19 protein-coding genes are annotated in these 21,389 nt (G+C 68.1%); 8 read left to right on the forward strand and 11 right to left on the reverse strand.

From position 1 onward, the window contains the following. The first annotated feature begins 69 nt into the window (after positions 1-69). Both ACFVWG_RS28595 and ACFVWG_RS28600 read left to right on the forward strand, forming a co-directional pair. Entirely contained in the window at positions 70-705 is a 636-nt protein-coding gene (locus tag ACFVWG_RS28595) for a TetR/AcrR family transcriptional regulator (protein ID WP_391546510.1), read from the forward strand. Continuing rightward, entirely contained in the window at positions 695-1,879 is a 1,185-nt protein-coding gene (locus ACFVWG_RS28600) for a trans-sulfuration enzyme family protein (RefSeq protein WP_391546511.1), read from the forward strand. The genes ACFVWG_RS28595 and ACFVWG_RS28600 overlap by 11 nt, the downstream gene beginning before the upstream one ends. On the opposite strand, the gene ACFVWG_RS28605 is transcribed toward ACFVWG_RS28600, so the two are convergent. Both ACFVWG_RS28605 and ACFVWG_RS28610 read right to left on the reverse strand, forming a co-directional pair. Beyond that, positions 1,863-3,032, reverse strand: a complete 1,170-nt coding sequence (locus ACFVWG_RS28605; protein ID WP_391546512.1) for an MFS transporter — start codon at positions 3,030-3,032, stop codon at positions 1,863-1,865. The genes ACFVWG_RS28600 and ACFVWG_RS28605 overlap by 17 nt on opposite strands. Further along, positions 3,029-3,805, reverse strand: a complete 777-nt coding sequence (locus ACFVWG_RS28610) for a DeoR/GlpR family DNA-binding transcription regulator (protein WP_391546513.1) — start codon at positions 3,803-3,805, stop codon at positions 3,029-3,031. Before ACFVWG_RS28610 ends, ACFVWG_RS28605 begins: the two co-directional genes overlap by 4 nt. Positions 3,806-3,857: 52 nt before the next feature. On the opposite strand from ACFVWG_RS28610, the gene ACFVWG_RS28615 reads away from it, so the two are divergent. The 3 genes from ACFVWG_RS28615 (at position 3,858) to ACFVWG_RS28625 (ending at position 9,328) form a co-directional block, all read left to right on the forward strand. Beyond that, positions 3,858-5,024 carry an MFS transporter gene (locus ACFVWG_RS28615; RefSeq protein ID WP_391546514.1) on the forward strand — a complete coding sequence of 389 codons (1,167 nt, stop codon included), beginning with the start codon at positions 3,858-3,860 and terminating at the stop codon, positions 5,022-5,024. A 115-nt stretch (positions 5,025-5,139) separates the two neighbouring features. Beyond that, on the forward strand, positions 5,140-6,273 hold the full coding sequence (locus ACFVWG_RS28620; protein WP_391546515.1) for an MFS transporter: 1,134 nt from the start codon (positions 5,140-5,142) through the stop codon (positions 6,271-6,273). Positions 6,274-7,384: 1,111 nt separating this feature from the next. Continuing rightward, entirely contained in the window at positions 7,385-9,328 is a 1,944-nt protein-coding gene (locus ACFVWG_RS28625) for a DUF222 domain-containing protein (RefSeq protein ID WP_391546516.1), read from the forward strand. Positions 9,329-10,241: 913 nt separating this feature from the next. Here ACFVWG_RS28625 and ACFVWG_RS28630 read toward each other — a convergent pair. The 3 genes from ACFVWG_RS28630 to ACFVWG_RS28640 form a co-directional block, all read right to left on the reverse strand. Continuing rightward, positions 10,242-10,490, reverse strand: a complete 249-nt coding sequence (locus ACFVWG_RS28630) for a hypothetical protein (RefSeq protein ID WP_391546517.1) — start codon at positions 10,488-10,490, stop codon at positions 10,242-10,244. Between the two features lie 139 nt (positions 10,491-10,629). Beyond that, positions 10,630-11,637 (reverse strand): sugar phosphate isomerase/epimerase family protein, encoded by a 1,008-nt coding sequence (locus ACFVWG_RS28635; protein WP_391546518.1) that lies wholly within the window; start codon positions 11,635-11,637, stop codon positions 10,630-10,632. A gap of 12 nt (positions 11,638-11,649) precedes the next feature. After that, positions 11,650-12,744, reverse strand: a complete 1,095-nt coding sequence (locus tag ACFVWG_RS28640) for a Gfo/Idh/MocA family protein (protein ID WP_391546519.1) — start codon at positions 12,742-12,744, stop codon at positions 11,650-11,652. 78 nt (positions 12,745-12,822) lie between these two features. Here ACFVWG_RS28640 and ACFVWG_RS28645 point away from each other — a divergent pair, with 78 nt between their 5' ends. Next, complete coding sequence (locus ACFVWG_RS28645; RefSeq protein WP_391546520.1) at positions 12,823-13,935, forward strand: ROK family protein; 1,113 nt, start codon at positions 12,823-12,825, stop codon at positions 13,933-13,935. Here the strand turns inward: ACFVWG_RS28645 and ACFVWG_RS28650 are convergent. Genes ACFVWG_RS28650 through ACFVWG_RS28665 form a run of 4 tightly spaced genes read right to left on the reverse strand, consistent with a single transcriptional unit; the run spans position 13,891 to position 18,272 of the window. Next, a complete protein-coding gene (locus ACFVWG_RS28650; RefSeq protein ID WP_391546521.1) occupies positions 13,891-15,573 on the reverse strand; it encodes a hypothetical protein in 1,683 nt (560 codons plus the stop codon). The two genes, ACFVWG_RS28645 and ACFVWG_RS28650, sit on opposite strands and share 45 nt — an antisense overlap. A 25-nt stretch (positions 15,574-15,598) precedes the next feature. Continuing rightward, positions 15,599-16,507: an aminoglycoside phosphotransferase family protein gene (locus ACFVWG_RS28655; protein WP_391546522.1), complete on the reverse strand. Its 909-nt coding sequence runs from the start codon at positions 16,505-16,507 to the stop codon at positions 15,599-15,601. Then, entirely contained in the window at positions 16,504-17,505 is a 1,002-nt protein-coding gene (locus ACFVWG_RS28660) for an NAD(P)H-dependent glycerol-3-phosphate dehydrogenase (RefSeq protein ID WP_391546523.1), read from the reverse strand. Before ACFVWG_RS28660 ends, ACFVWG_RS28655 begins: the two co-directional genes overlap by 4 nt. Beyond that, positions 17,502-18,272 carry a lysophospholipid acyltransferase family protein gene (locus ACFVWG_RS28665; protein WP_391546524.1) on the reverse strand — a complete coding sequence of 257 codons (771 nt, stop codon included), beginning with the start codon at positions 18,270-18,272 and terminating at the stop codon, positions 17,502-17,504. The genes ACFVWG_RS28660 and ACFVWG_RS28665 overlap by 4 nt, the downstream gene beginning before the upstream one ends. Before the next feature lie 16 nt (positions 18,273-18,288). Between ACFVWG_RS28665 and cofC the strand changes: the two genes are divergently transcribed. Together cofC and ACFVWG_RS28675 are read left to right on the forward strand one after the other, a co-directional pair. Beyond that, positions 18,289-18,960: a 2-phospho-L-lactate guanylyltransferase gene (cofC, locus tag ACFVWG_RS28670; protein ID WP_391546525.1), complete on the forward strand. Its 672-nt coding sequence runs from the start codon at positions 18,289-18,291 to the stop codon at positions 18,958-18,960. A gap of 1 nt (position 18,961) precedes the next feature. Then, positions 18,962-19,168 (forward strand): hypothetical protein, encoded by a 207-nt coding sequence (locus ACFVWG_RS28675; RefSeq protein WP_391546526.1) that lies wholly within the window; start codon positions 18,962-18,964, stop codon positions 19,166-19,168. A 115-nt stretch (positions 19,169-19,283) separates the two neighbouring features. Here the strand turns inward: ACFVWG_RS28675 and ACFVWG_RS28680 are convergent, their stop codons facing one another. Together ACFVWG_RS28680 and corA are read right to left on the reverse strand one after the other, a co-directional pair. After that, on the reverse strand, positions 19,284-19,883 hold the full coding sequence (locus tag ACFVWG_RS28680; RefSeq protein WP_391546527.1) for an HU family DNA-binding protein: 600 nt from the start codon (positions 19,881-19,883) through the stop codon (positions 19,284-19,286). 178 nt (positions 19,884-20,061) lie between these two features. Beyond that, positions 20,062-21,222, reverse strand: a complete 1,161-nt coding sequence (gene corA / locus ACFVWG_RS28685) for a magnesium/cobalt transporter CorA (RefSeq protein WP_391546528.1) — start codon at positions 21,220-21,222, stop codon at positions 20,062-20,064. Between the last annotated feature and the right edge of the window lie 167 nt (positions 21,223-21,389).

Here is a 21,389-nt window from a genome sequence, read left to right on the forward strand (position 1 = left end):
ACTGTACTTGCCGATCGGCAGCAGCTGCCGGTGCGTCGGTGACCCGGTACTCTGCCCGCGGAGGTGCAGATGGGACTGCGGGAGCTCAAGCGGGAACGGACTCGCCGGCTGATCGCCGACAAGGCATTCGAGCTGTTCAGCGATCACGGCTTCGGCCGGACCACGGTCGAGCAGATCGCGGCCGCGGCGGAGGTCGGTCCGAGCACGCTCTACCGGTACTTCCCGACCAAGGAGACGCTGGTCCTCGAGTTCGTCGAGGAGAGCCTGATGGGCGCCGTCGCCTGGTTCCACGAGCAGCCGCCGGTGGACCTCCCCGACGGTCTGCAGGCCGTCATCGAGCACGTCCTCGACCAGCTCGACGCCAACCCCGACCGGGTTCGCGCGGTCTACGACCTGGCCGACCACACGCCCTCGGTCAGCGCGCAGCTCAACGACCTGATCTGGCAGTTCCGCAATGCCCTCGCCGACGAGCTGACCGGCCGGCTGTCCGGCCAGGACCCACAGCTCGTGGAGTTCACCGCATCCCTGTCGGCGGGCAGCGTCATGAACATCATCGAGACCGTCGTGCGGATGTGGGTGGACAACCCGGACGGCGTCGAGGTGAAGGTGCTGGCCCGCCGGGCGATGGGGCTGCTGCGCGGCGGCGGCATCCCCCTGCCCGGTACGGCGTCCTGTCCCGGCGACAATGCTGTGCATGGCCCCTGAACTCGATCCATCCACTGTCGTCGTCCATGCCGGCCGCCCGGAACGCGTACCCAACGCGCCGGTCGGCGATTCGCCGGTGTTCAGTTCGACGTACGTCGCGGGTGGTGATCGGGGCTATGGGCGCTTCGGCAATGACGCGTGGACGGCGTTCGAGGAGACGCTCGGCGCGCTCGAGGGTGGACGCGCTCTAACCTTCGCCTCCGGTATGGCGGCCGCCGCGGCCGTGTGTGACCTCGTCCCGGTCGGTGGTCGGGTCGTCGCGCCCATCCACGCCTACTCGGGTGTACTCGCCCTCCTCGACCAACAGGCCGCCACCGGACGCCTCAGCGTCACCCGAGTAGACGTAGCCAACACCGAAGCCGTCGCCGCAGCAGTCCTAGGCGCCGACATGCTGTGGGTCGAGTCGCCAACGAACCCAGCCATGGAAGTGGCCGACCTCCCCGCGATCATCGCAGCAGCGCGCGCGACTGCCGGTGGGACGTGGGTTGCTACTTCAACAACGGGGCAGGTGCTCGCGGGCGTGGCGAGCTTGCCCACGCGAGGACCGATCGTGGTTGTGGACAACACGTTTGCGACGCCGCTTCTCCAGCAGCCGTTGGGGATGGGCGCGGACATCGTCATGCACTCCGCGACCAAGTTCATCGCCGGCCACTCGGACGTCGTACTGGGCGCTGTGGTGACGGCGGATGACGAGTTGTGGGCCGCGCTGGAGTTGCGGCGGCGGAGCCTGGGCGCGATTCCGGGGCCGATGGAGACTTGGCTTGCGTTGCGTGGGTTGCGGACGCTGGCTCTGCGGTTGGAGCGGTCGCAGTCGACCGCCGCCTTCCTGGCGCAGCGGCTGCTCGAGCATCCGCGGGTCAGCCGGGTACGGTACCCGGGCCTGCCGGACGATGCCGGTCACGCCCGGGCGGCGGCGCAGATGTCCGGGTTCGGCGCGATCCTCTCGTTCGAGGTCGGTGGGGATGCCGAATACGCCCAGCGGATCTGCGAGAGCACCAAGTTGTGGCTGCACGCGACCAGCCTGGGCGGCGTCGAGTCCCTGCTGGAACGGCGACGCCGCTGGCCGATCGAAGTGCCGACGATCCCCGAGGACCTGATCCGGTTGTCGGTCGGCATCGAGCACCCCGCTGACCTGTGGGCCGATCTGGAGCAGGCGTTCACTTCCGCGACTTGAGCACCGGCCCGCCGAAGAACGTCAATACGCACAGCACCAGCGGCAGGATGAACGCGAGGTTCAGCGGCATCCAATGCGCCAGCCCGCCGATCAACGCCGGGCCGGCGAGCAGACCGACGTACCCGAGTCCGACCACGCGCGCCATCAGCACGCCGGCCGAGCGCGGGTCGAGGTTGCCGGCGGCGGTGAAGAGCTGCGGTACGCCGCCGGCCAGGCCGAGACCGAACACCGCCCAACCAACGAGCCCGAGTGCGACCCACGGACTGACGATGACGATCGCGATCCCGAACGCGGCCAGCGCTGCGCCCCAGCGCACGATCGCGGCCGGACCGACGACGGCCGCGACCCGGTCGGTGAGGAACCGACCAACGGTCATGGCGACGGCAAAGGCGCCGTACGCGTAGGCCGCCGTACTGACTGAGGTGCCGAGGACGTCGCGGAACTGCAGCGCGGCCCAGTCGTTGGCCACGCCCTCGGACAGCATCAGGCCGAAGGCCAGCGCGCCGAGCGCCCAGACCAGCTTGGCCGGTGGCTTGGTGCGCTCCTCAGCCTGCTCCTCTTCCGCAGGTTCGGTTGCCTCTAGCAAGAATCGACCGGCGCCGACGGCAACGATGATGCAGACCACGCCAGCGGCGCCGAGCGTGGTCTCAGTCGGTACGCCGGCGCGCAGCGTGGTCGCGCCGATCAGCGCAGCGATCGCACCGCCGATCGACCAGACCGCGTGGAACGCCGCCATGATCGGCCGCGGGTAGCCGCGCTCGACCACGACGGCCTGCGCGTTCATGCCGACGTCGATCGCGCCGTTGCCGAAGCCGAGGAAGATCAGCGCGATCCCGAGGCTCCACCAGTTCTGCGCCAGGCCCGGGCCGAACAGGGCGATGCCGAGCAGGATTCCGGCAGCCGGAACGAGTCGGCGTTGACCAAGGCGGTCAACGAGCGGACCGGCGAGCTGCATGCCAGCGAAGGCCGCGCCACCGAGCACGAGTAACAGCAGGCCGAGCGTGCTGTGGGAGATGCCGGTCGCGTGTTCGATGCTGGGGATGTGGACGACCCACATCCCGACCGCGAAGCCGTTCAGGCCGAAGTACAGCCAGGTGGCGACGCGGGCGGCTCTGGGCGGGGCGGTCTGTTGGGGCTGCTGAGTCGCAGTCACTGGGATTCCTCCGGATCCGCCACCTCGACCAACGCGCCGCGCTGCATGAGCAGGGTGCGCTGGTCCTCGGGGGCGGAGGGGTCGGTGATGATCAGGTCGGGCCGTTCGGCCGGGCAGACATAGGCGAGCGCAGCGCGGTCCCACTTGGCGCCGTCGGCGAGCACGATCGACCGCGCGGCGACGCTCATCGCCGCCTGCTTCACCTCGGCATCACCAAGGTCGAAGGCCGTCATGCCGGCGTCGAGGCTGAACGCGCACGGGCTCAGTACGGCGACGTCGAACCGCAGCGCTCGCAGCGACGCGATAGCCAGTGGACCGACCAGCGACAGCTCGCCCTGACGCGCCTCACCGCCAGGAATCAGCAGCCGGACGCGCGGCGCCTCGGTCAACTCCTGGGCGACGCGCAGCGACAACGGCATCACCGTGACCGCGCGATCGTGGAGCAACCGCGCCACCTCGAGGGCCGTCGTACCGGAGTCGAGAACGATCGTGTCGCCGTCCTTGAGGTGCGCCACCGCGGCGCGCGCGATCGCCCGCTTGGCGGCGACCGCCTCCTGGGAACGCAGCGAGTACGGCGGCTCCACGCCGGTCGGCATCGCCGGTACGGCGCCACCATGCACCCGCCGGAGGACACCCTGCGCGGCGAGGAAGTCGAGATCGCGACGGATGGTCATATCCGAGGACTCGGTCGCGTCGACCAGTTCCTGGACGGAGATTCGGTTTCCCCCGCGGAGTCGATCTATGATCGTTTGATGCCGTTCTGCACTTCTCACACGCAGAAATCTACCATCCCCCTGATCGTTCGAACAGATGGATTGTTTACTTGTGGCTGACGACACCCAACTGCTCAAGCGCTCCCGGTACGCCGTGGCCGCCGTCTTCTGCGTGCACGGATCGGTGACGGGGTCCTTCGCGACCCGGGTGCCGTGGATCCAGGACCACGCCCATCTCTCCCCCGGCGAGCTCGGCCTGGCCCTCGCCTTCCCGGCGATCGGCGCCGCGCTGATGATGCCGCTCGCCGCTCGCATCAGCCACCGCTTCGGCACCCGGACCGCCCTGCGCGGCCTGCTCGCGCTCTGGACCCTCGCGCTGATCCTGCCGTCGTTCGCGCCGGGCTTGCTGACGCTGTGCGCGGCCTTACTCGTGTACGGCGGTACGTCGGGGATGGCCGATGTCGCGATGAACGCCCTCGGGGTCGAGGTGGAGCACCGACTGAAGAAGTCGATCATGTCCGGCCTGCACGGGATGTGGAGTCTTGGTGCGCTGATCGGATCGGCAGTCGGCACGATCGCGGCCCATGCCGATCTGAGTGCGCAGGTTCACCACGTCATCGCGGCCGTCGTACTGACTGTGCTCGGCGCTGTGGTCTGTCAGTTCGTACTGAACATCCATCCCTCGGATGATGAGGAGCCGCCGGCACGGTTCGCGTTGCCGCCGCGGTCGGCGTTGCTGATCGGCGCGGTCGGGTTCTGCGCGGTCTTCGCCGAGGGCGCGAGCCTGGACTGGTCGGCGGTCTACCTACGCGACATCCTGGACAGTTCGGCCGGCGTCGCCGCTGGTGCAACAACCGGCTTCGCGCTGACGATGGCCATCGCACGGTTGACCGGAGATGCGGTCGTCGACCGGTTCGGCGCCGTCCGAACGGTTCGGTTGAGCGGAGTGATCGCGGTCGCGGGCGGGATCCTGGTGGTGCTCGCCCCGAACGCGGTCGCCGCGATGATCGGGTTCGGACTGATCGGGATCGGCGTTGCGGTCGTCGTACCGCTCGCTTTCGTTGCCGCCGCGCGCAGCGGATCGAACGCGTCGCAAGCCATCGCCGGTGTCGCGACCATCACTTATGCCTCTGGGCTGGTCGCGCCGTCGATCATCGGTGGGATCGCGCAGGCCAGCAACCTGACCGTCTCGTTCATCGTGGTCACCGCCCTCGCCGCCGCTCTCGCCTTCTTCGCGCCGGTCCTGCGCACCCGCCCAGCCACCCGGACCACCGCGTGAGCTACCTGCGGATGAGTCGCATTAGAGTGACGACCATGAGTGAGGATTCTCCGCGCCCGGAGTCGGTCTAGTGTCCCCAGCACGCCGCGCTGCACTTCTCACAGCGAGCGTCTTCTTGGTCGCATTGTGTCTGCGCCCGGCGCTCACCGCGGTAGGTCCGGTCCTGCCGCGGATCGGCGCTGACGAGGGACTCGGCGAGGCTGCTCAGGGTTTGCTGGCCGCGCTGCCGTTGCTGGCGTTCGCGGCCGCCTCCCCCTTGGTGCATCTGGCGTCCCGGCGGTTCGGGATGGAGCGCACGGTGCTGATCTCGCTCGTCGTACTGGCGGTGAGCAGTATCGCCCGCTCGTACACCGGCTTTGCTGGGCTCTGGATCGGTACCGTCGTCATCGGCGCATCGATTGCCGTCGGCAACGTTCTGGTCCCGGTCATCCTGAAGCGCGATTACGCCGCACACGTCTCCCGAGCGACCGGCATCTACACGGCCTTCATCACCACCGGCGCCGCGATGGCCTCGATCGTCGCCGTACCGATCGCCGACGCCGCCGACTGGCGCCTCTCCCTCGCGATCTGGGGCGGGCTAGCTCTAGCGGTCGCACTGATCTGGCTCCCCCGTTCCATCGCCTCCGAACCACCAGCGCGAGTCGTAGCGGACGCCGTACCGTTGGTCAGCGTCTGGCGGCAACCCATGGCCTGGCTGGTCACCGGCTTCATGGGGCTGCAGTCGACCAGCTTCTATCTCCTCGTGAACTGGCTCCCCACCATCGAGATCTCCACGGGAATCTCGGAACGTACGGCGGGCGTCCACGTCTTCCTGTTCCAAGGCTTCGGCCTGATCGGCGGCCTCACCATCCCCCGCCTCATGAAGAACCCGATCAGCCAACGCGCCGGCGCAGTCACCGCCAGCATCCCGATCCTGATCGCCCTCCTGGGCCTCCTGCTCGCTCCCGGCCTGGCAGTCCTCTGGGCAATGGTCGCCGGCCTAGGCCAAGGCGCCGCCCTAGTAGCCGCCCTCACCCTCATCAGCCTCCGCGGCCGCACCCACCACGAAACCGCCCAGCTCTCCGGCATGGCCCAATCAGTCGGCTACCTCCTAGCCGCCACCGGCCCCGTCATAGCCGGCGCCCTAACCCAGCAAACCGGCTCCTGGCACACCACCCTCATCGTCTTCGCAACCCTCTCCGCCCTACAAATCTGCCTAGGCCTAGCCGCCGGCCGCCCCCGCCCCACACATCCTGTCTCCTGCCACTAGTGGTGGCCTGAGGCACGAAGAGGCGGCCCGAGACCTGTGGCACGAGGTCTCCAGCCATCAGATCCTGACCCACGCCACTAGTGGCGGCCGGGGCCAGATCGTCCTAGCGCCAGGAGGTGTCGGTGCAGCAGCCGCCACAACCGCCCGAGGCCTGGTCCGTGCTCCATCCGTGAAAGATGTACCGACCAGCGCGATCACGCCCGTGGCGTGAAGATTCGGACAGTTGCCGCGAGCCCCCTTCCCGAACCGCAACCACAGCCCGTCAACCCCAAGCAACGTGAACCCGATCGCGGCGCCCTTCCCGAACCGCAACCACAGCCCGTCAACCATAGGCAACGCTGAGGGCTGGTCGCGGCCTCGCCATCCCCCTCAGCCACCGCGGCGCCCAGCCACCCCGTCTTTAATCGGCCGCAGACATGCCCAGCCACAGCGAGACATAGCCGGCCGAGTCGCCTACCTGGCCGCCCTGCCACTCAACCGCCTCCGGCGGTCGACTGAAACCTTCGGGCGCGCCAGGTAGATGGCTGAGGGGGATGGTGCGGTCGGCGACCGAGGTGCACGTTGCCTGAGCTTCCGGGCTGTGGCTTGGGTACGTGATGCCCGAGGCCTGCGCTACGGGTGAGATTTTCGGGTCCAGGCGACGAAGAACTCACCGACTAACGCACCCGGCAGCCGTCGTCTGGTCGGGGCGGATGGCTGACCGCGTGTCGGGGGTGTGTACCCCCTGTGGTGGGCGTGAACAAGCTATGACCTGTCCACACTCACCATTTCTTGTTCAAGCCCCCGGTGGTTGGCGCGGCTCGGCCGCCTGGCGGCGGCCACTGAAGCCTTCGGGCGCGCCGGGTAGATGGCTGAGGGGGATGGTGCGGTCGGCGACCAGGCTGGGCGTTGCCTGGGCTTCCGGGCTGTGGCTGGGGTGCGTGATGCTCGAGGGGTCTTGCGTTAGCCGGTAACTTTTCGGGTCCAGGTGACGAAAAAGTACCGGCTAACGTCATGGATGGTGTGGGCAAGTTGAGTGCGCAACCAGCCCACACCAACAGCCCACACATCCGTTGTAAATAAGGGCTTCTCGGCTCGAAAACTGTCGGTGGGCGTGGCTATGCTTTTCGGTATGGAGATCTTGGCGATGCGCCCGGTGTGCCTGCAGAGTGACAGCGAACTGCTGTCCTCTCTCGACACGCTGGAAACCGTCGAGGCCCTGATCAAAACCGCCAAACTCCAAGTCATCGCCGACCTCCACGCCAGAGGCACCGCCCAGGCACTCGGCGCCCGCGACACCATCGAACTCGTGTCACAGCGGTACCGGCTCAACCCCGCCGACGTCCGCAAGGACGTGGCGTTTTCTGGGGCCCTCGGCAAGTATTCGGCGGTCATGGACGCGTTGCCTGATCCCACCGACCCGTCGCGTCCGGCGGTTCTGGATCCGGCGCTGGCCAAGGTCATCGTCACGACCCTGGAGAAGGCACCCGCCTCAGTTCCGGTCGACCAACTGGAGGTCGCAGAAGAACAGATGGTCAACGCCGCACGGATCTCCAATCCCCGCGAACTGACCAAGTTCGGTCAGGAGGTTCTGGCGCGGCTGGATACCGATGGTGCTGAGCCGGCTGAGGACGAGGCGCGGGCGAAGGAGTCGCTGCGGCTGCGGCAGGTCGACGGTGGGGTGAAGTTCTCGGGGTTCGTGGCCGGTGCCAGCGGCGAACAGTTGCTCACCCAGATCCACGCCGGCGCCAAACCGCACAAGACGATCGACGGAGAACGCGACCCGCGGCCGCTTGACGTTCGCCAGGTCGACGCCTTCAAAGGCATCCTGGACGCCGCCGCGGGCAACCCCGACCATCCCGGCGTACCGCACATCACCGTCACCATCGACTTCAACGACCTCAAAGCCCATCTCGGCACAGTCACCGAGGCCGCCGCCACCAACACCCCCGCACCCACCCCGACCGGCGGGACGGGGTCTGCAAGTGCGGCCGGTCCGGCTGGTACACCCAGCACAACCGACAGCGCGAACGCGGCCCGTCTGTCGAACACGGCCGGTTCACCGGATGGTGTGGGCGCGGCCGGCATGGCCGGTCCGTCAGACGCGATCGGTTCACCGGATGGTGTGGGCGCGGTCGGCATGGCCGGTACGACGGACGCGGTCGGTTCACCGAACGGTATGGGCGCGGTCGGATCGTCGGGTGCGGTCGGATCGTCGGGTGCGGTCGGATCGTCGGGTGCGGTCGGATCGTCGGGTGCGGTCGGATCGTCGGGTGCGGTCGGTTCGTCGGGTGCGGTGGGTGAAATGGTGTTCGGAGGCAACCTGTCGGCCTCGGCAGTGCGGCTGCTGGCCTGTGACGCCGCGATCCTGCCCATCGTTCTCGGCGGCGACTCCCAGCCGCTGGATGTCGGGACCGAGCAACGGTTCGTGAACCGATACATCCGCCGGGCCTTGAACAAGCGCGACAAAGGCTGTGTGGTGTGCAAGGCACCACCGTGGATGTGTCACGCCCACCACCTGATCCACTGGGCCGACGGCGGCCCCACCAGCCTCCACAACCTCGCCCTGCTCTGCGCCGCCCACCACCGCGCCGTCCACAACGGCCAGTGGGCTGTCTCGATCACCAGCGACGGGGTAGTCGAGGTGACACGCCCGGACTGGGCCGACCCACCCTTGACCGACCCTGCTGATCTGGCCGCGGTCTTTGCCTGGGCCACCCCTGCCCACAGCGACAACGACAACGTCTCCAACGCGAACACCACCAGTGCCGGTGCCGGCGCGAATGCCGGCATGGCCGGCGCCGGTGCCAGCTTCAGCACGAGCAGCGCCGGGGTCAGCCGTGCCGGTGCAGGCCAGGTCAGTGACTGCGAGGGATGGCCTGGTGCCAGTGCCAGTGCCGGTGACGGCGACGCGCGTTCCGATGCCAGTGTGGGCGGGGCAGGTTTCACTAGCGACCCGGTGACCTGGCCGCCCGACCGGCTCCCCACCGCCAGTACCCCGCCCGACCCGGAACTCGCCGCTGCCCGCGAAGCCTTCCGGGCCCGGCTGCTCTCGCTGACGCCCAACTACCCGTGATCCCTGGGCCGATGACACTCCCGCAGCCGGACGGTAAACCACACTCGTCCCGGTCACTGCCCACCCACGTCGCTGCCCACCCCCCACCTCGCGGAACGCTCAGCCACGCCCGCAGGGGTGACGTGCACTAGACCACGACCGCCACGATCCGGCACCCCGGGGGCCGGTCACGCGGCAGGCGACCGGCGACCGGCCACAGGCGACCGGCAGGTCGGGGTGACCCCGCGCCCGGTTGGGGAGTTGGGGGACACGGTAGGCGTCACCCGGGCGGTTGTCTCGCTAGCGTCCGAAGACTCGCGGGGCGTGGTCGGCGATTCTTCGGACGCTAATCGGCCAACACGAGGTGGAGCCGGTCTCGGGTGGAGGGCGATGTCTTCCCGAGCCGCAACCACAGCCCGTGAGCCCCAGGCAGCGTGCAAGGTGGTCGCCGGCCTCGCCATCCACCTCAGCCACCGCCTCGCCCAGCCACCCGGCTTTGATCGGCCGCAGCCGGCCGCAGCCGCAAGCAGACGTCACCGGCCGAGTCGCACACCCCAGCGGCCCTGCCACCCGACCACCGAACGGCGATCGACTGAACCTTCGAGCCAAGCCGGTGAACGTAGCGGCGCCTCAGGGACAGCTTAGGTGGATGGGGGCGCGCTGGCGGATATCGCGCTAACGTCCGAAGACTCGCGGGACGTGGTCGGCGATTCTTCGGACGTTAATCGGTCAGCACGAGGGAAGCCGGTCTCACCTGCGTGGCGGGCGTCTTTCCTGAAGCGCAACCACAGACCGGCAACCCCAAGCAACCGGCAGTCGGTCGCCGGCCGCACCATCCACCTCAGCCACCGCCTCGCCCAGCCATCCGGCTTTGATCGGCCGCAGCCGGCCTCAGCCACAAGCAGACATCACCGGCCGAGTCGCTTGCCCGGGTTTAGAGCAGGGTGTTGAGGACTTCTTCGGCTTCGGCGTAGCCGGCGTCACTGATGCGTTGGAGTTCGAGGAGGTCTTTGGCCGCGGCGGCTCGGCGGGTGAGGTGTTCACCGGCGCGGTCGTTGCCTTCGTCGAGGAGGCCGTTGAGGGTGTCGAGATCGGAGCGCTCGTCAGCCAGGTCGGCGAGCTTGTCGGCTGCCTTCTCGTTGCCTTCGTCGGCCAGCGCCCGGAGTGTCTCGAAGTCCGTCATGAGACCGAGTATGCGCCCGGCCGACCCGGCAAACTATCGGGGGCTTGGACAGGAACTGGTGGGCTGACCCAGGTCATGACCTAAGCCCCCGTCTACGTGTGCTGACCCCCGCCGGGTGGCGGGGGTGGAGGCCGACGCCTTACTTGTCGGTGGCGAAGGCGGCGTCGAAGGCGGCGGTGGGCTTGTCGAAGGCCAGGGCGCGGATGACGTTGACGGCTTCGGCGGCGCCGACCTTGCGTTCCATGCCGGCGTCTTCCCACTCGACGGAGATCGGGCCTTCGTAGCCGATCGAGTTCAGGACGCGGAAGCAGTCTTCCCAGGCGACGTCACCGTGGCCGGTGGAGTAGAAGTCCCAGCCGCGGCGGGGGTCGCCCCAGGGCAGGTGGGAGCCGAGGCGGCCGTTGCGGCCGCCGCCGACGCGCATGCGGGTGTCTTTGCAGTCGACGTGGTAGATGCGGTCCTTGAAGTCCCAGAGGAACGCGACCGGGTCGATGTCCTGCCAGACCATGTGCGACGGGTCCCAGTTGAGACCGAAGGCCTCGCGGTGGCCGATCGCCTCGAGCGTCAGCGTGGTGGTCCAGTAGTCGTAGGCGATCTCCGACGGGTGCACCTCGTGCGCGAACCGGACGCCTTCGGCGTCGAACACGTCGAGGATCGGGTTCCATCGGTCGGCGAAGTCCTGGTAGCCGGCGTCGATCACCGAGGCGGGGACCGGCGGGAACATGGCGACGTACTGCCAGATGGAGGAGCCGGTGAAGCCGATCACCGTGTTCACGCCGAGCTTGGCCGCGGCGCGGGCGGTGTTCTTGAGGTCCTCGGCCGCGCGCTGGCGGACGCCTTCGCCGTCACCGTCGCCCCAGATCCGGGACGGCACGATCGCCTGGTGCCGGAAGTCGATCGGGTTGTCGCAGACCGCCTGACCCACCAGGTGGTTCGAGATCGCGTAGACGCTGAGGTTGTACTTCTCCAGGATGTCCTTGCGGGTCTGGACGTACGAGTCGTCGTCGACCGCCTGCTGCACGTCGAAGTGGTCGCCGGAGCAGGCGATCTCCACCCCGTCGTACCCGGCCTCGGAGGCGAACTGGCAGACCTCCTCGAACGGCAGGTCGGCCCACTGGCCGGTGAACAGCGTGATCGGGCGTGGCATGTGTGAGGCTCCTTAGACGGTGATCCAGCTGCTGTCCGCAGCAGCTGAGCGCAGTACGGCGTCGATCAGCTGGGCGGATCGCGCACCGGCGGCGAAATCGGGCAGGCCGTCCGGGCGGTCACCCAGTACGGCGGCATAGCTGTCCGCGACGAATGAGTCGAACGCGTCCTGGTAGCCCTGGGCGTGACCGGCGGGCAGCCGGTTCACCCGGGCCGCACCGGGGCTCAGCGTCTCGGGGTCGCGGGTCAGGAGCTGGGAGGCGGTACGACGGCCGGCCCACAGCCGGTCCGGGTCCTCCTGGTCGAAGCCGAAGCTCCCCTCGGTCCCGGAGATCTCCAGGTACAGGCGGTTCTTCCGGCCTGCCGCGACCTGGCTGACGACGATCGTGCCGACCACTCCGGCCTCGGTGCGGAACTGTGCGGTGGCCAGGTCCTCAGTGCGCACCTCGACGCCGCCACGCGACGACCGCACCGTCCGGAGCTGCGCACTGATCGCAGCGATGCGGTCGCCGGTCACGAACTCGGTCAGGTCACACCAATGCGAGCCGATATCAGCGAACGTCCGCGACGGTCCGCCAGCCACGTCATCCACTCGCCAGTTCTGGTCGTCCGCACCGGCCAGCCAGTCCTGCAGGTACGAACCGTGCAGGCTGGTGATCTCACCGGCCTCACCTGCGGCCAGCCGCGCCCGCAGCTCGCGCACCATCGGGTGGTAGCGGTAGACGAACGGTACGGCGCCCACCAGGCCGGCCTCGTGCGCTGCGGCCTCCAGACCCGTCGCGTCGGCCACAGACGTCGCCAGGGGCTTCTCACAGATCACGTGCTTGCCTGCGGCGATCGCCTGCAGGGTCACCTCGCGGTGGGTGTTGTTCGGCGTACAGACGTGGATCACGTCGACGTCAGCGGCCAGCAGGTCGGCGAGTGTCGCGTACCCACGCTCGGCGCCGGACGCCTCGGCCGCAGCCTCCGCCCGCTCCGGGCTGGATCCGACCGCTCCGACGATCTGCGCGCCGGAGACCAGCGCCGATCTGCCGTGCACCCGGCCCATGAAACCGCCGCCGACCAGTCCGACCTTGAGATTACTGGCGACCTTCAGCTTGGTGGACACATCGAAGGACGCTATGTGAGACTTTTGTACCCTGTCAAGCAAAAGCCAGGGCCCCCGTCGACGAAAGGGCGGAAGTTCATGACCGACGCCCCCGACGCCGTCCTCCGGCTACTGCTGGACGGACGCGCGCGGACCCGGGCCGAGCTGATCGACTCCAGCGGCCTGGCCCGCTCGACCGTGACCGGCCGGATCGAATCGCTGCTGGCGTCCGGACTCGTCGTACCGTCCGGTGAGGCAGCGTCGACGGGCGGCCGACCACCGGCCAGGTTCCGGCTCAACCCACGAGCGCGGCTGATCCTCGCCGCGGACGTCGGCGCCACCCACCTGACCGTCGCCCTCACCGACCTGACCGGCGAGATCCTCGACCGCTCGACGACGCCGCTGAACATTGCCGAAGGCCCCGAGGTCGTCCTGACCGAGGTCATCCGCCAAGGCCGATCGTTGCTGAAGGCGGCGGGCCGGTCCCGCGCCGACCTGGCCGGCACCGGCGTCGGCCTGCCCGGCCCGGTCGAGCACTCCACCGGCCGCCCGAACCACCCGCCGATCATGCCCGGTTGGGACTCGTACGACGTCGTCGGGCGACTCGGCCGTGAGCTCCCGGGGCCCGTACTCGTCGACAACGACGTGAACATCATGGCGCTTGGCGAACACGCCACCGAGTACGCCGATGTCGAGCACCTACTGTTCGTCAAAGTCGCCACCGGCATCGGGGCCGGCGTGATCAGCGGCGGCCGCCTGCACCGCGGCGCCCAGGGCGCCGCCGGGGACATCGGCCACATCCAAAGCCCAGGTCACACCGAGCTGTGCCGCTGCGGCAACACCGGTTGTCTGGAGGCGGTCGCCTCGTCGGCCGCGCTCGCGGCCAAACTCGAGCACGCGACGACCAGCCACGACATCGTCCGGCTCGTCCGCCAAGGCGACGCCGAAGCGACCGCCGCGGTCCGGCAGGCCGGTCGTGAGATCGGAACCGTCCTCGCCGCCGCCGTCAGCCTGCTCAACCCGTCAGTCATCGTCGTCGGAGGCTCCCTCGCCCAAGCCGGCGACAACCTGTTAGCCGGCCTCCGCGAGACCATCTACTCCCGATCGTTGCCCTTGGCCACCAAAGACCTCCGCGTCGTCCCGTCCCGGAGCGGACCGGACGCGCCGCTACGAGGTGCGGCCGTCCTCGTGCAACGGCAGCTGCTCATCTGACAACTGCGCCACCATCTCAGCGAACTCCGCACGCTGGGTCGTCAGCGACTCACGCAGTACGGCGAGGTCGGCGTCTGTCAACGGCCCTGGCCGTCCCATCCGCTCCCGGAACCAGTCGGGCCACGGGCCGACGAAGTCGAACCTGCCCAGGTCGATCTGGACACCGGGCCGTAGCTCAGCCACCTCCGCACCCAGCAAGTCCAGCCACGCCATCTGGTCCCGCAGGAACAGCAGCATCTGTGCGTCGTCCGCTTCAGCACGAGCACTCGCATCAGGCCACATGGCCCGGTAGGCCTGCAGCCGGGTGCCGGCCAGCCGATCGGCCACGGGCGTGACCTGAGATCCGAGGTGGGTCAGCAAGATGAAGGCGGTCGCCCGCTCGACGCCGTCGCCGGACTCGAGCATGAGGTTGACGAGTTGGTTGCCGAAGGCCACTGGATCGGCGGTCTGCACCCACGACTGCCCGGCAGCATCGGACACGAGTCGCTTCATGGAGGCCGCCAACCAGAACCGTACGTCGGAGGTGGTCAGCTCGGGTCGCCACGGCCCCGCAGTCAACCGCCACCGGCCAGGCGCGTCCCAGCTCAGCCACGGCAACAGCACGCCCTGCACTCCAAGCGGGCTCAGCTTGGGCCCGTCGAACATGCCCAGCCGTCCCAGCCGATCGATCGCCGCCCGCGCAAGGTCGCTCGCGGCCAATCCGTTGAGTCCTGGGTGGTACGCCGCGTAGATCGCCGCCAGCACCTCGTCACGATCGGGCAGCGGTACGTCGACGACCACAGCGCGGGCCATCGTGTACCAGCACTCCACCCGGCGCCCGGGATCCGACCACACCGCGAACTGCGGCCCCGGCACCACCCGGGCACCGGTCGATCCCACCAGCTCGGACAGCGCCGCAATCCGCCAAGCCTCCTGTACGGCGGCCGCGTCCGTGAAGGTCGTCTCAGCCAGCACCCGTGTCACCGAGTCGTCGTCGAGAGCCCCACCGGCCGCGATCGACGGCTGCGCCACCAGCCACTCCGCCAACTCAACCACTGCCGCTACCAGCGGCGCCTGAGCCGCTGCAGCGCCAACCTCTGACGGCAGGACCGTCTGCGGAGCCGGAACCGTCACTCCACCGAACGGATCGCCGCCCAGCGACACGGGCTGCCGCCGCAACGGGCCTACCAACCGGTCCTGCTCGACCCAAGGCAAAGCGTCGAACTCGGCCTGCCACGCCTTCCGATCAGCTACATCCTTGCGCTGCTGATTCAGCCGAACCATCAAGGACCAACCGTAGGAATCGTCAAGGTGCCGCCCCAGCGCTCCCGTGAGCACGGCCAGCACCGCCTCGACATCGCGGCGCAACGAGGCCGCGGAGTCCCGATCGCCCTCGAACACGACGAAGTCGCGCAGTACCGGCAGCGTCGTCACGGCGGCCGCACGCCAGGCCTCGTCGATCTGCAGCACGTACGGCGCTACCTCGAGGACCGTGTTCGCCAGCGACTCCTTGGGCCAGCTCCACGGGTCGGTGTGCCCGAGCACCTCAGCCCGGCAGACGAGCAAGTCCCGGAGCAGGCCGAGGTCGGGCTCGGCCATCGCGCCGGTCTCGTCCAACCAGCCGGGGATACGGTTGACGAAGGCATCGATCTGGTCCATACCGAGACGCTAGTAAGACCTGGGGTCACGCCCAGTTGATCGCCAACTCGTCGATCAGCACCAGTGCCGGATCGAGCGAGATGTCTCCGCGCCGGGTAGCGCCGAACCCGTACCGCCGCCCCCAGTACGCCGTCCGCACGAGCTCCAGCTGCATCCATCGCCGGACCCGGGCCCGGTCGAGCTCAGCGGCCTCGCAGTACGCCGCGAGTTCCCGCTCCATCGCCGCGTGGAAATCGCCGTTCATCAGCACCAGCGTCCGGGCCTTCAGGAACGTGACGAAGTCGTACGCCGGATCCCCGATCAGACCCTTCGGATCAATCGCCAGCCACGGCTCCCGATCCGCGCTCAAGATGTTCCGATGATGCAGATCCCCATGAATCAGTACGTCGGGCTGCTTGCGCACCAGTTCGTCGATGACCTCGAACGCCCGAGCGACCACCGCGGCAGGCAGTGCTCCCGGGAACTCAGCCGAATCCCGCTGCAGTTCCTCGGCCCACTCATCCGCACGGTCTTGCAGTCGAGGAAGACCTTCAGGTGCCGGGATCGACAGCAGGCGGCTCATCTGCCCGCCGACCACTGCGACGTCTGCGCCTGAATCGCGCAACGTCGTGGAGTGGGCCCTCTCCAGCAGCATGGCGTAGTACTCGTCGGCGCGCTCGTGCAGGTGGACTGCGCCGCGACCTGCCCAGGCTGTGTAGGCGTCTGGCTCGTGAACGTTGCCCGGGTGGGTGAACGACACCTTCATGACCAGGGGCTCACCTGAACGTCGTACCGGCACGATCACGCCGACCTCGCCGTGCATCCAGTCGCCGTCCGGCGTGCAGTCCCAGCGATCGACCAGCTCCTCGACAATCCCGGGCAGCGTCGCGAGCCACGCCGTACCGGCTGAGCCTTCGCGGTTGGTGGTGGCGGCGGCGAAGGCTTCGGGGATCACCAGCGCTCCGCCTTCGCCGAGCGGGAGACGAGACTGAACAGCATGTCCTTCGGGGTCATTTCCCCGGCGACAACTTTGGTCACAGCTTCGGCGATCGGCATCTCCACATCGTGCCGGTGCGCAAGCTCAGTGATCGACGAGCAGGACTTCACACCCTCGGCGACCTGCCGCGTCGCGCCGGCGATCTCGGCGACCGTCATCCCCTGGCCGAGCTTCTCGCCGAAGGTCCGGTTCCGCGACAGCGGCGACGAACACGTGGCGACCAGGTCACCGAGCCCAGCCAGACCGGAGAACGTGTGCTCATCCGCGCCCAGCGCCGCACCCAGCCGAGCCGTCTCCGCCAGACCACGCGTGATCACCGAAGCCCGCGCGTTGTCGCCAAAACCGAAACCGACCGCCATCCCCACGGCCAACGCGATCACGTTCTTCGTCGCGCCACCAAGCTCACACCCGACGACATCCGTGTTCGTGTAGGGCCGAAACGTCCCCGAGTGGCACAGCTTCTGCAACCGGTTCGCCGTACCCTCATCCGCACAGGCCACCACCGCGGCCGCAGGCTGGCCCTCAGCGATCTCGCGCGCCAGGTTCGGCCCCGACACCACCGCGATCCGCTCCGGCCCGGCACCGGTCAGCTCAGCGATGACCTCGGACATCCGCAGCGTCGTACCGACCTCGACGCCCTTCATCAAACTCACCAGCGGTACGGCGTCCGGCAGCACTCCGGCCCAGTCCCGCAGGTTCTCCCGCAGTGACTGCGAAGGCACGGACAGTACGACGGCCTCCGCGCCCTCGGCCGCAGCCGCCGGATCGTGCGTCGCGGTGATCGCCTCGGACAGGCGGATCCCCGGCAGGTAGTCGGGGTTCTCGTGCTGGGTGTTGATCACGTCGCACACCGACTGACGCCGGGCCCACAACGAGACCTGGTTCCCCGCCCCCGCCAGCACCGTGGCGAACGCCGTCCCCCACGAGCCCGCACCGAACACCGCGACCTTGGTCATTCGCTCTCCTCACGACGGGACTTGCGCAGATCGAACAACTCCTTGGGCGGCGTCTCACCGCGCAGTTCACCCAGCGTCTCGGCGAGCGCGGTCATGATCACCTCGGTTGCCTCGTGCAACAGCTGGTTGGTGATCGGCTTGCCCTGGAAAGCACTCAGGTCGACCGGCTTCCCCGCCCGCGCCAGCACGGTCTTGCGCGGCAGCAGCCGGAGCCGCAGATGACCCGTATAGGACTGCAGAATCTCCTGCGCACCCCAGTTCGCGATCGGAATCACCGGCGCCCCGGTCATCAACGCGATCCGGGCGGCCCCGGTCTTTCCCGTCATCGGCCACAACGCCGGGTCGCGGGTAATGGTGCCTTCGGGATAAACGCCGACGCACTCACCGCGTTCGACCGCCGCCACCGCGTCGCGGAAAGCATCCGCGGCCTGGGTGGAATCACGGTGCACCGGGATCTGACCGGCGCTGGTGATGATCCGGCCGAGGATCGGCAGTGTGAACAACGATGCCTTGCCGAGCAGCCGCGGGATCCGGCGGCATTCCCAGATGAAGAAGCCGAGCACCAACGGGTCGAAATGCGAGATGTGATTCGGCACGAAGACCACGCCACCGGTCCGCGGCATGTTCTCCCGGCCGCTGAAGACCGGCTTGGTCCAGATCAGCATGAACGGTTTGACGAGCGCGACGATCACGCCGAACCAGAAACCCCGCCGCGGCCTCGGGTCGTCCACTACTGCCTCCTGGTGCTGGTCACTGCTCTCCGCCATGGGAGAATCCTGCCTGATGGCAGACCTACAGGTCGTTCCCTGGATCCTGGCGATCCCGGTGAAGCGTACGGCGATCGCGAAGAGCCGGCTGGCTGCGGCCTACCCGCAGCACCGTCCGGAGCTCGCGCGCGCCTTCGCTGTCGACACTACTGCGGCCGCGCTGGCTTCGGGATTGGTGCGCGCGGTTCTCGTGGTCACCGACGACCCGGTCGTTGCCGCGGACGTGACCGCGGTCGGAGCCCACGTCGTACCGGATCATGGCGACGACGGCCTCAACGGCGCCCTCCGGTATGGCGCCTCAATCGCCGCTGCACGCTTCCCAGAGCATGGTGTGGCTGCGCTGTCGGCCGATCTGCCCGCATTGCGTCCAGCCGAGCTCACCGCCGTACTGGCTGCCTGCACTGCCCCGCGGTCGTTCGTGATCGACGAACCAGGCACCGGTACGACGATGCTCGCGGCCGCGGCCGGGGTCGACCTCGATCCCCGCTTCGGTGTCGGCTCCGCCCTGGCCCACCAGGCGTCCGGCGCGGTTCCGATCGAGCTGACCGGCATCGACTCGGTACGGCGTGATGTCGATACCGCCGCGGATCTCGCGCACGCGATCCAGCTGGGCGTTGGTCCCGCGACCGCCGACGTGATGTCACTGGTGCTGGGTTCCGTCACCGGATCCGAAGGCCTAGCCTGCTGACATGCAAGCCACCGTGAGCCGTTACGACAGCGAGAATTTCTCCGGAGCGGTGCTGACCGACACCGGGATCGAGCTTCCCTTTACCGTGCACGCGATCGCGGAGACTCCGGTTCGCCTGCTGCGGGTGGGCCAGCGCGTCCGCATCGAGACCACCGGCTCCGGTGCGGGCCTGGCGATCACCAAGGTCGAGTTCGCCACCAAGCTCTAAGAGACAAGCACTAAGAGACAAGCACTGCTCTGTACAGCAGCACTGCGCTGTATCGCAGCGAAGGCCGGTCGCTCCTGGAGGGAGTGACCGGCCTTCTGCCGTAGTGCTAGTTACTTCAGCGTGCTGCGCGCTTGGCCGGAGCCTTCTTCGCGGCGACCTTCTTGGCGGGGGCCTTCTTGGCCGGCGCCTTCTTGGCTACTGCCTTGACCGGAGCAGCCTTCTTGGCCGGGGCCTTCTTGGCGGCGGCCTTGACGGGCGCAGCCTTCTTGGCGGCAGCCTTGACCGGAGCGGCCTTCTTGGCAACGGCCTTGGCCGGCGCCTTCTTCGCTACCGTCTTGGTCGCGGCGGCCTTGGCCGGCGCGGCCTTCTTGGCCGGAGCGGCCGCCTTGGTGGCGGTCGCGGTGGCCTTCGGGGCGACGAGCTTCGGCAGCTTCTTCGCACCGGAGACAACGGCCTTGAGCTCCGCACCCGCGCGGAACTTCGGCACTACGGTCTTCTTCGCCTTCAGAACCTGGTTCGTCCGCGGGTTGCGGACCAGGCGGGCCGGACGATCGATGGCTTCAAAGGCACCGAAACCGGTGATGGCGACCTTGCCACCCTTCTTGGTCAGCTCGCGCTGGATGGTGTCGATGATCGACTCCAAGGCGTGCTGAGCCTGGCGGCGGTTTCCGTCGAAGTGCACTGCGAGCGCTTCGACCAACTGGCTCTTGTTCACTGTCTTCCCTCCGTGAACTAGGTGTCGAGCACAGCGCTCGATCTCACAGGAACGTTATGGACTGAACAGGCCGTTGCCAAACACCAACGCGGCAATTCGGCTTGTTTTTAGGCGATTCTTGGCCCAAACAGCCCTGATCGGGTGTTCCTGCGAGGTTTTGAGGTGTTTCCGGGACCTCTTACAGCCAGCCGCGGCGCTTGAAGATCTGGTGCAGACCTCCACACACCAACCCCATCAGGCCGATCGCGAACGGGTATCCGTACTGCCAATGCAGCTCTGGCATGTTGTCGAAGTTCATCCCGTAGACGGTGCCGATCAGGGTCGGTGCGAACAGGATCGCCGCCCACGCGGAGATCCGCTTCACCTCTTCGTTCTGCTCACTGCCGGCCAGCGCGAGACTCTTCATCTCCTCGTTCTGCTGCTGGGCCACCAGGGTCGCGTTCACCGTCAGGATGTCGCGCAGCAGTTCGCGGAATCCGTCGACCTTCTCGACCACTTCGGTGACGTGGTCCGCGACGTCGCGCAGATAACGCTGCAGTTCCTCGTCGACGCCGTACTTGTCGAAGCCGCCGCGCAATCCCTGCAGCATCCCGACCAGCGGCCGGGTCGCGCGCTGGAACTCGATGACCTCACGGGACAGCTCGTAGATACGCCGCGACACCTTCGGATCGCCGCGGAAGACCTCGGTCTCGATCTCGTCGATGTCGTTCTCGAGACCGGCAACCACTGGTGCGTAGCCGTCGACCACCTTGTCCATGATCGCGTAGAGAACCGCCTCGGTGCCGAGGTTGAGCAGCTCGGGGTCGTGCTCGACCCGACGCCGGACCGCTGCCAGGTTGGGCGCTTCGGCATGCCGGACCGTCACCACGAAGTCCGGGCCGACGAAGATGTGCACCTCGCCGAACTCGACCTCCTCGGTCGCGTCCCGGTACCGCGCTGCCTTCAGTACGACGAACAAGGTGTCGCCGTACCGCTCGAGCTTCGGCCGCTGATGGGCCTGGATGGCGTCCTCGACGGCCAGCTCGTGCAGGTCGAACTCACTGGCCAGCGAGTTCAGTTCGCGCTGGTCCGGGCGATACAGGCCGATCCAGGCCAGGCCGCGCGGCGCCTTGTGCAGCACGCGATAGGTCTCGGCCAGCGACTCGGGCGAAGCGATCCGCCGCCCGTCGCAGTAGATCGCGCTGTCGACGACGCTGTGGCCCTTGGGCTTCTGGGGGTCGCGCGGCTTCTCGACCGTGGGCTCGATCACCGGGGCAGGTGCAGCGTGCTTCCGCGCGGTACCACGCAGTGACGGCGTACGGCTGAAGGCCCGAAAAGTGCGCAGGCGAAGGTCGGACATGAGTCCTCCAGGTGCGGTGGTTCGAGTGAGAGAGACGGCACACGTCTGCTCGACCACTACTGCACGAGGACGGAAAGTCAGCCCTGCAAAGGTCGAGCGAGACCTCTAGGTCTGGAGGGATCGCTGTTCATCAGCGCCTCACCTCCTCGGTCTCGCAAGCCTGTTCT

The organism is Kribbella sp. NPDC058245 (assembly GCF_042882005.1).
Classification (GTDB): Bacteria; Actinomycetota; Actinomycetes; order Propionibacteriales; family Kribbellaceae; genus Kribbella.

Excerpts from the sequence above, each read along its gene's own strand:
- ACFVWG_RS28600 (WP_391546511.1), top strand. The coding sequence starts at position 695 with ATGGCCCCTGAACTCGATCCATCCACTGTCGTCGTCCATGCCGGCCGC.
- ACFVWG_RS28650 (WP_391546521.1), bottom strand. The coding sequence starts at position 15,573 with ATGGACCAGATCGATGCCTTCGTCAACCGTATCCCCGGCTGGTTGGAC.
- ACFVWG_RS28625 (WP_391546516.1), top strand. The coding sequence starts at position 7,385 with ATGGAGATCTTGGCGATGCGCCCGGTGTGCCTGCAGAGTGACAGCGAA.
- cofC (WP_391546525.1), top strand. The coding sequence starts at position 18,289 with ATGGCAGACCTACAGGTCGTTCCCTGGATCCTGGCGATCCCGGTGAAG.
- ACFVWG_RS28660 (WP_391546523.1), bottom strand. The coding sequence starts at position 17,505 with ATGACCAAGGTCGCGGTGTTCGGTGCGGGCTCGTGGGGGACGGCGTTC.
- ACFVWG_RS28595 (WP_391546510.1), top strand. The coding sequence starts at position 70 with ATGGGACTGCGGGAGCTCAAGCGGGAACGGACTCGCCGGCTGATCGCC.
- corA (WP_391546528.1), bottom strand. The coding sequence starts at position 21,222 with ATGTCCGACCTTCGCCTGCGCACTTTTCGGGCCTTCAGCCGTACGCCG.
- ACFVWG_RS28635 (WP_391546518.1), bottom strand. The coding sequence starts at position 11,637 with ATGCCACGCCCGATCACGCTGTTCACCGGCCAGTGGGCCGACCTGCCG.
- ACFVWG_RS28675 (WP_391546526.1), top strand. The coding sequence starts at position 18,962 with ATGCAAGCCACCGTGAGCCGTTACGACAGCGAGAATTTCTCCGGAGCG.
- ACFVWG_RS28630 (WP_391546517.1), bottom strand. The coding sequence starts at position 10,490 with ATGACGGACTTCGAGACACTCCGGGCGCTGGCCGACGAAGGCAACGAG.
- ACFVWG_RS28665 (WP_391546524.1), bottom strand. The coding sequence starts at position 18,272 with ATGGCGGAGAGCAGTGACCAGCACCAGGAGGCAGTAGTGGACGACCCG.
- ACFVWG_RS28645 (WP_391546520.1), top strand. The coding sequence starts at position 12,823 with ATGACCGACGCCCCCGACGCCGTCCTCCGGCTACTGCTGGACGGACGC.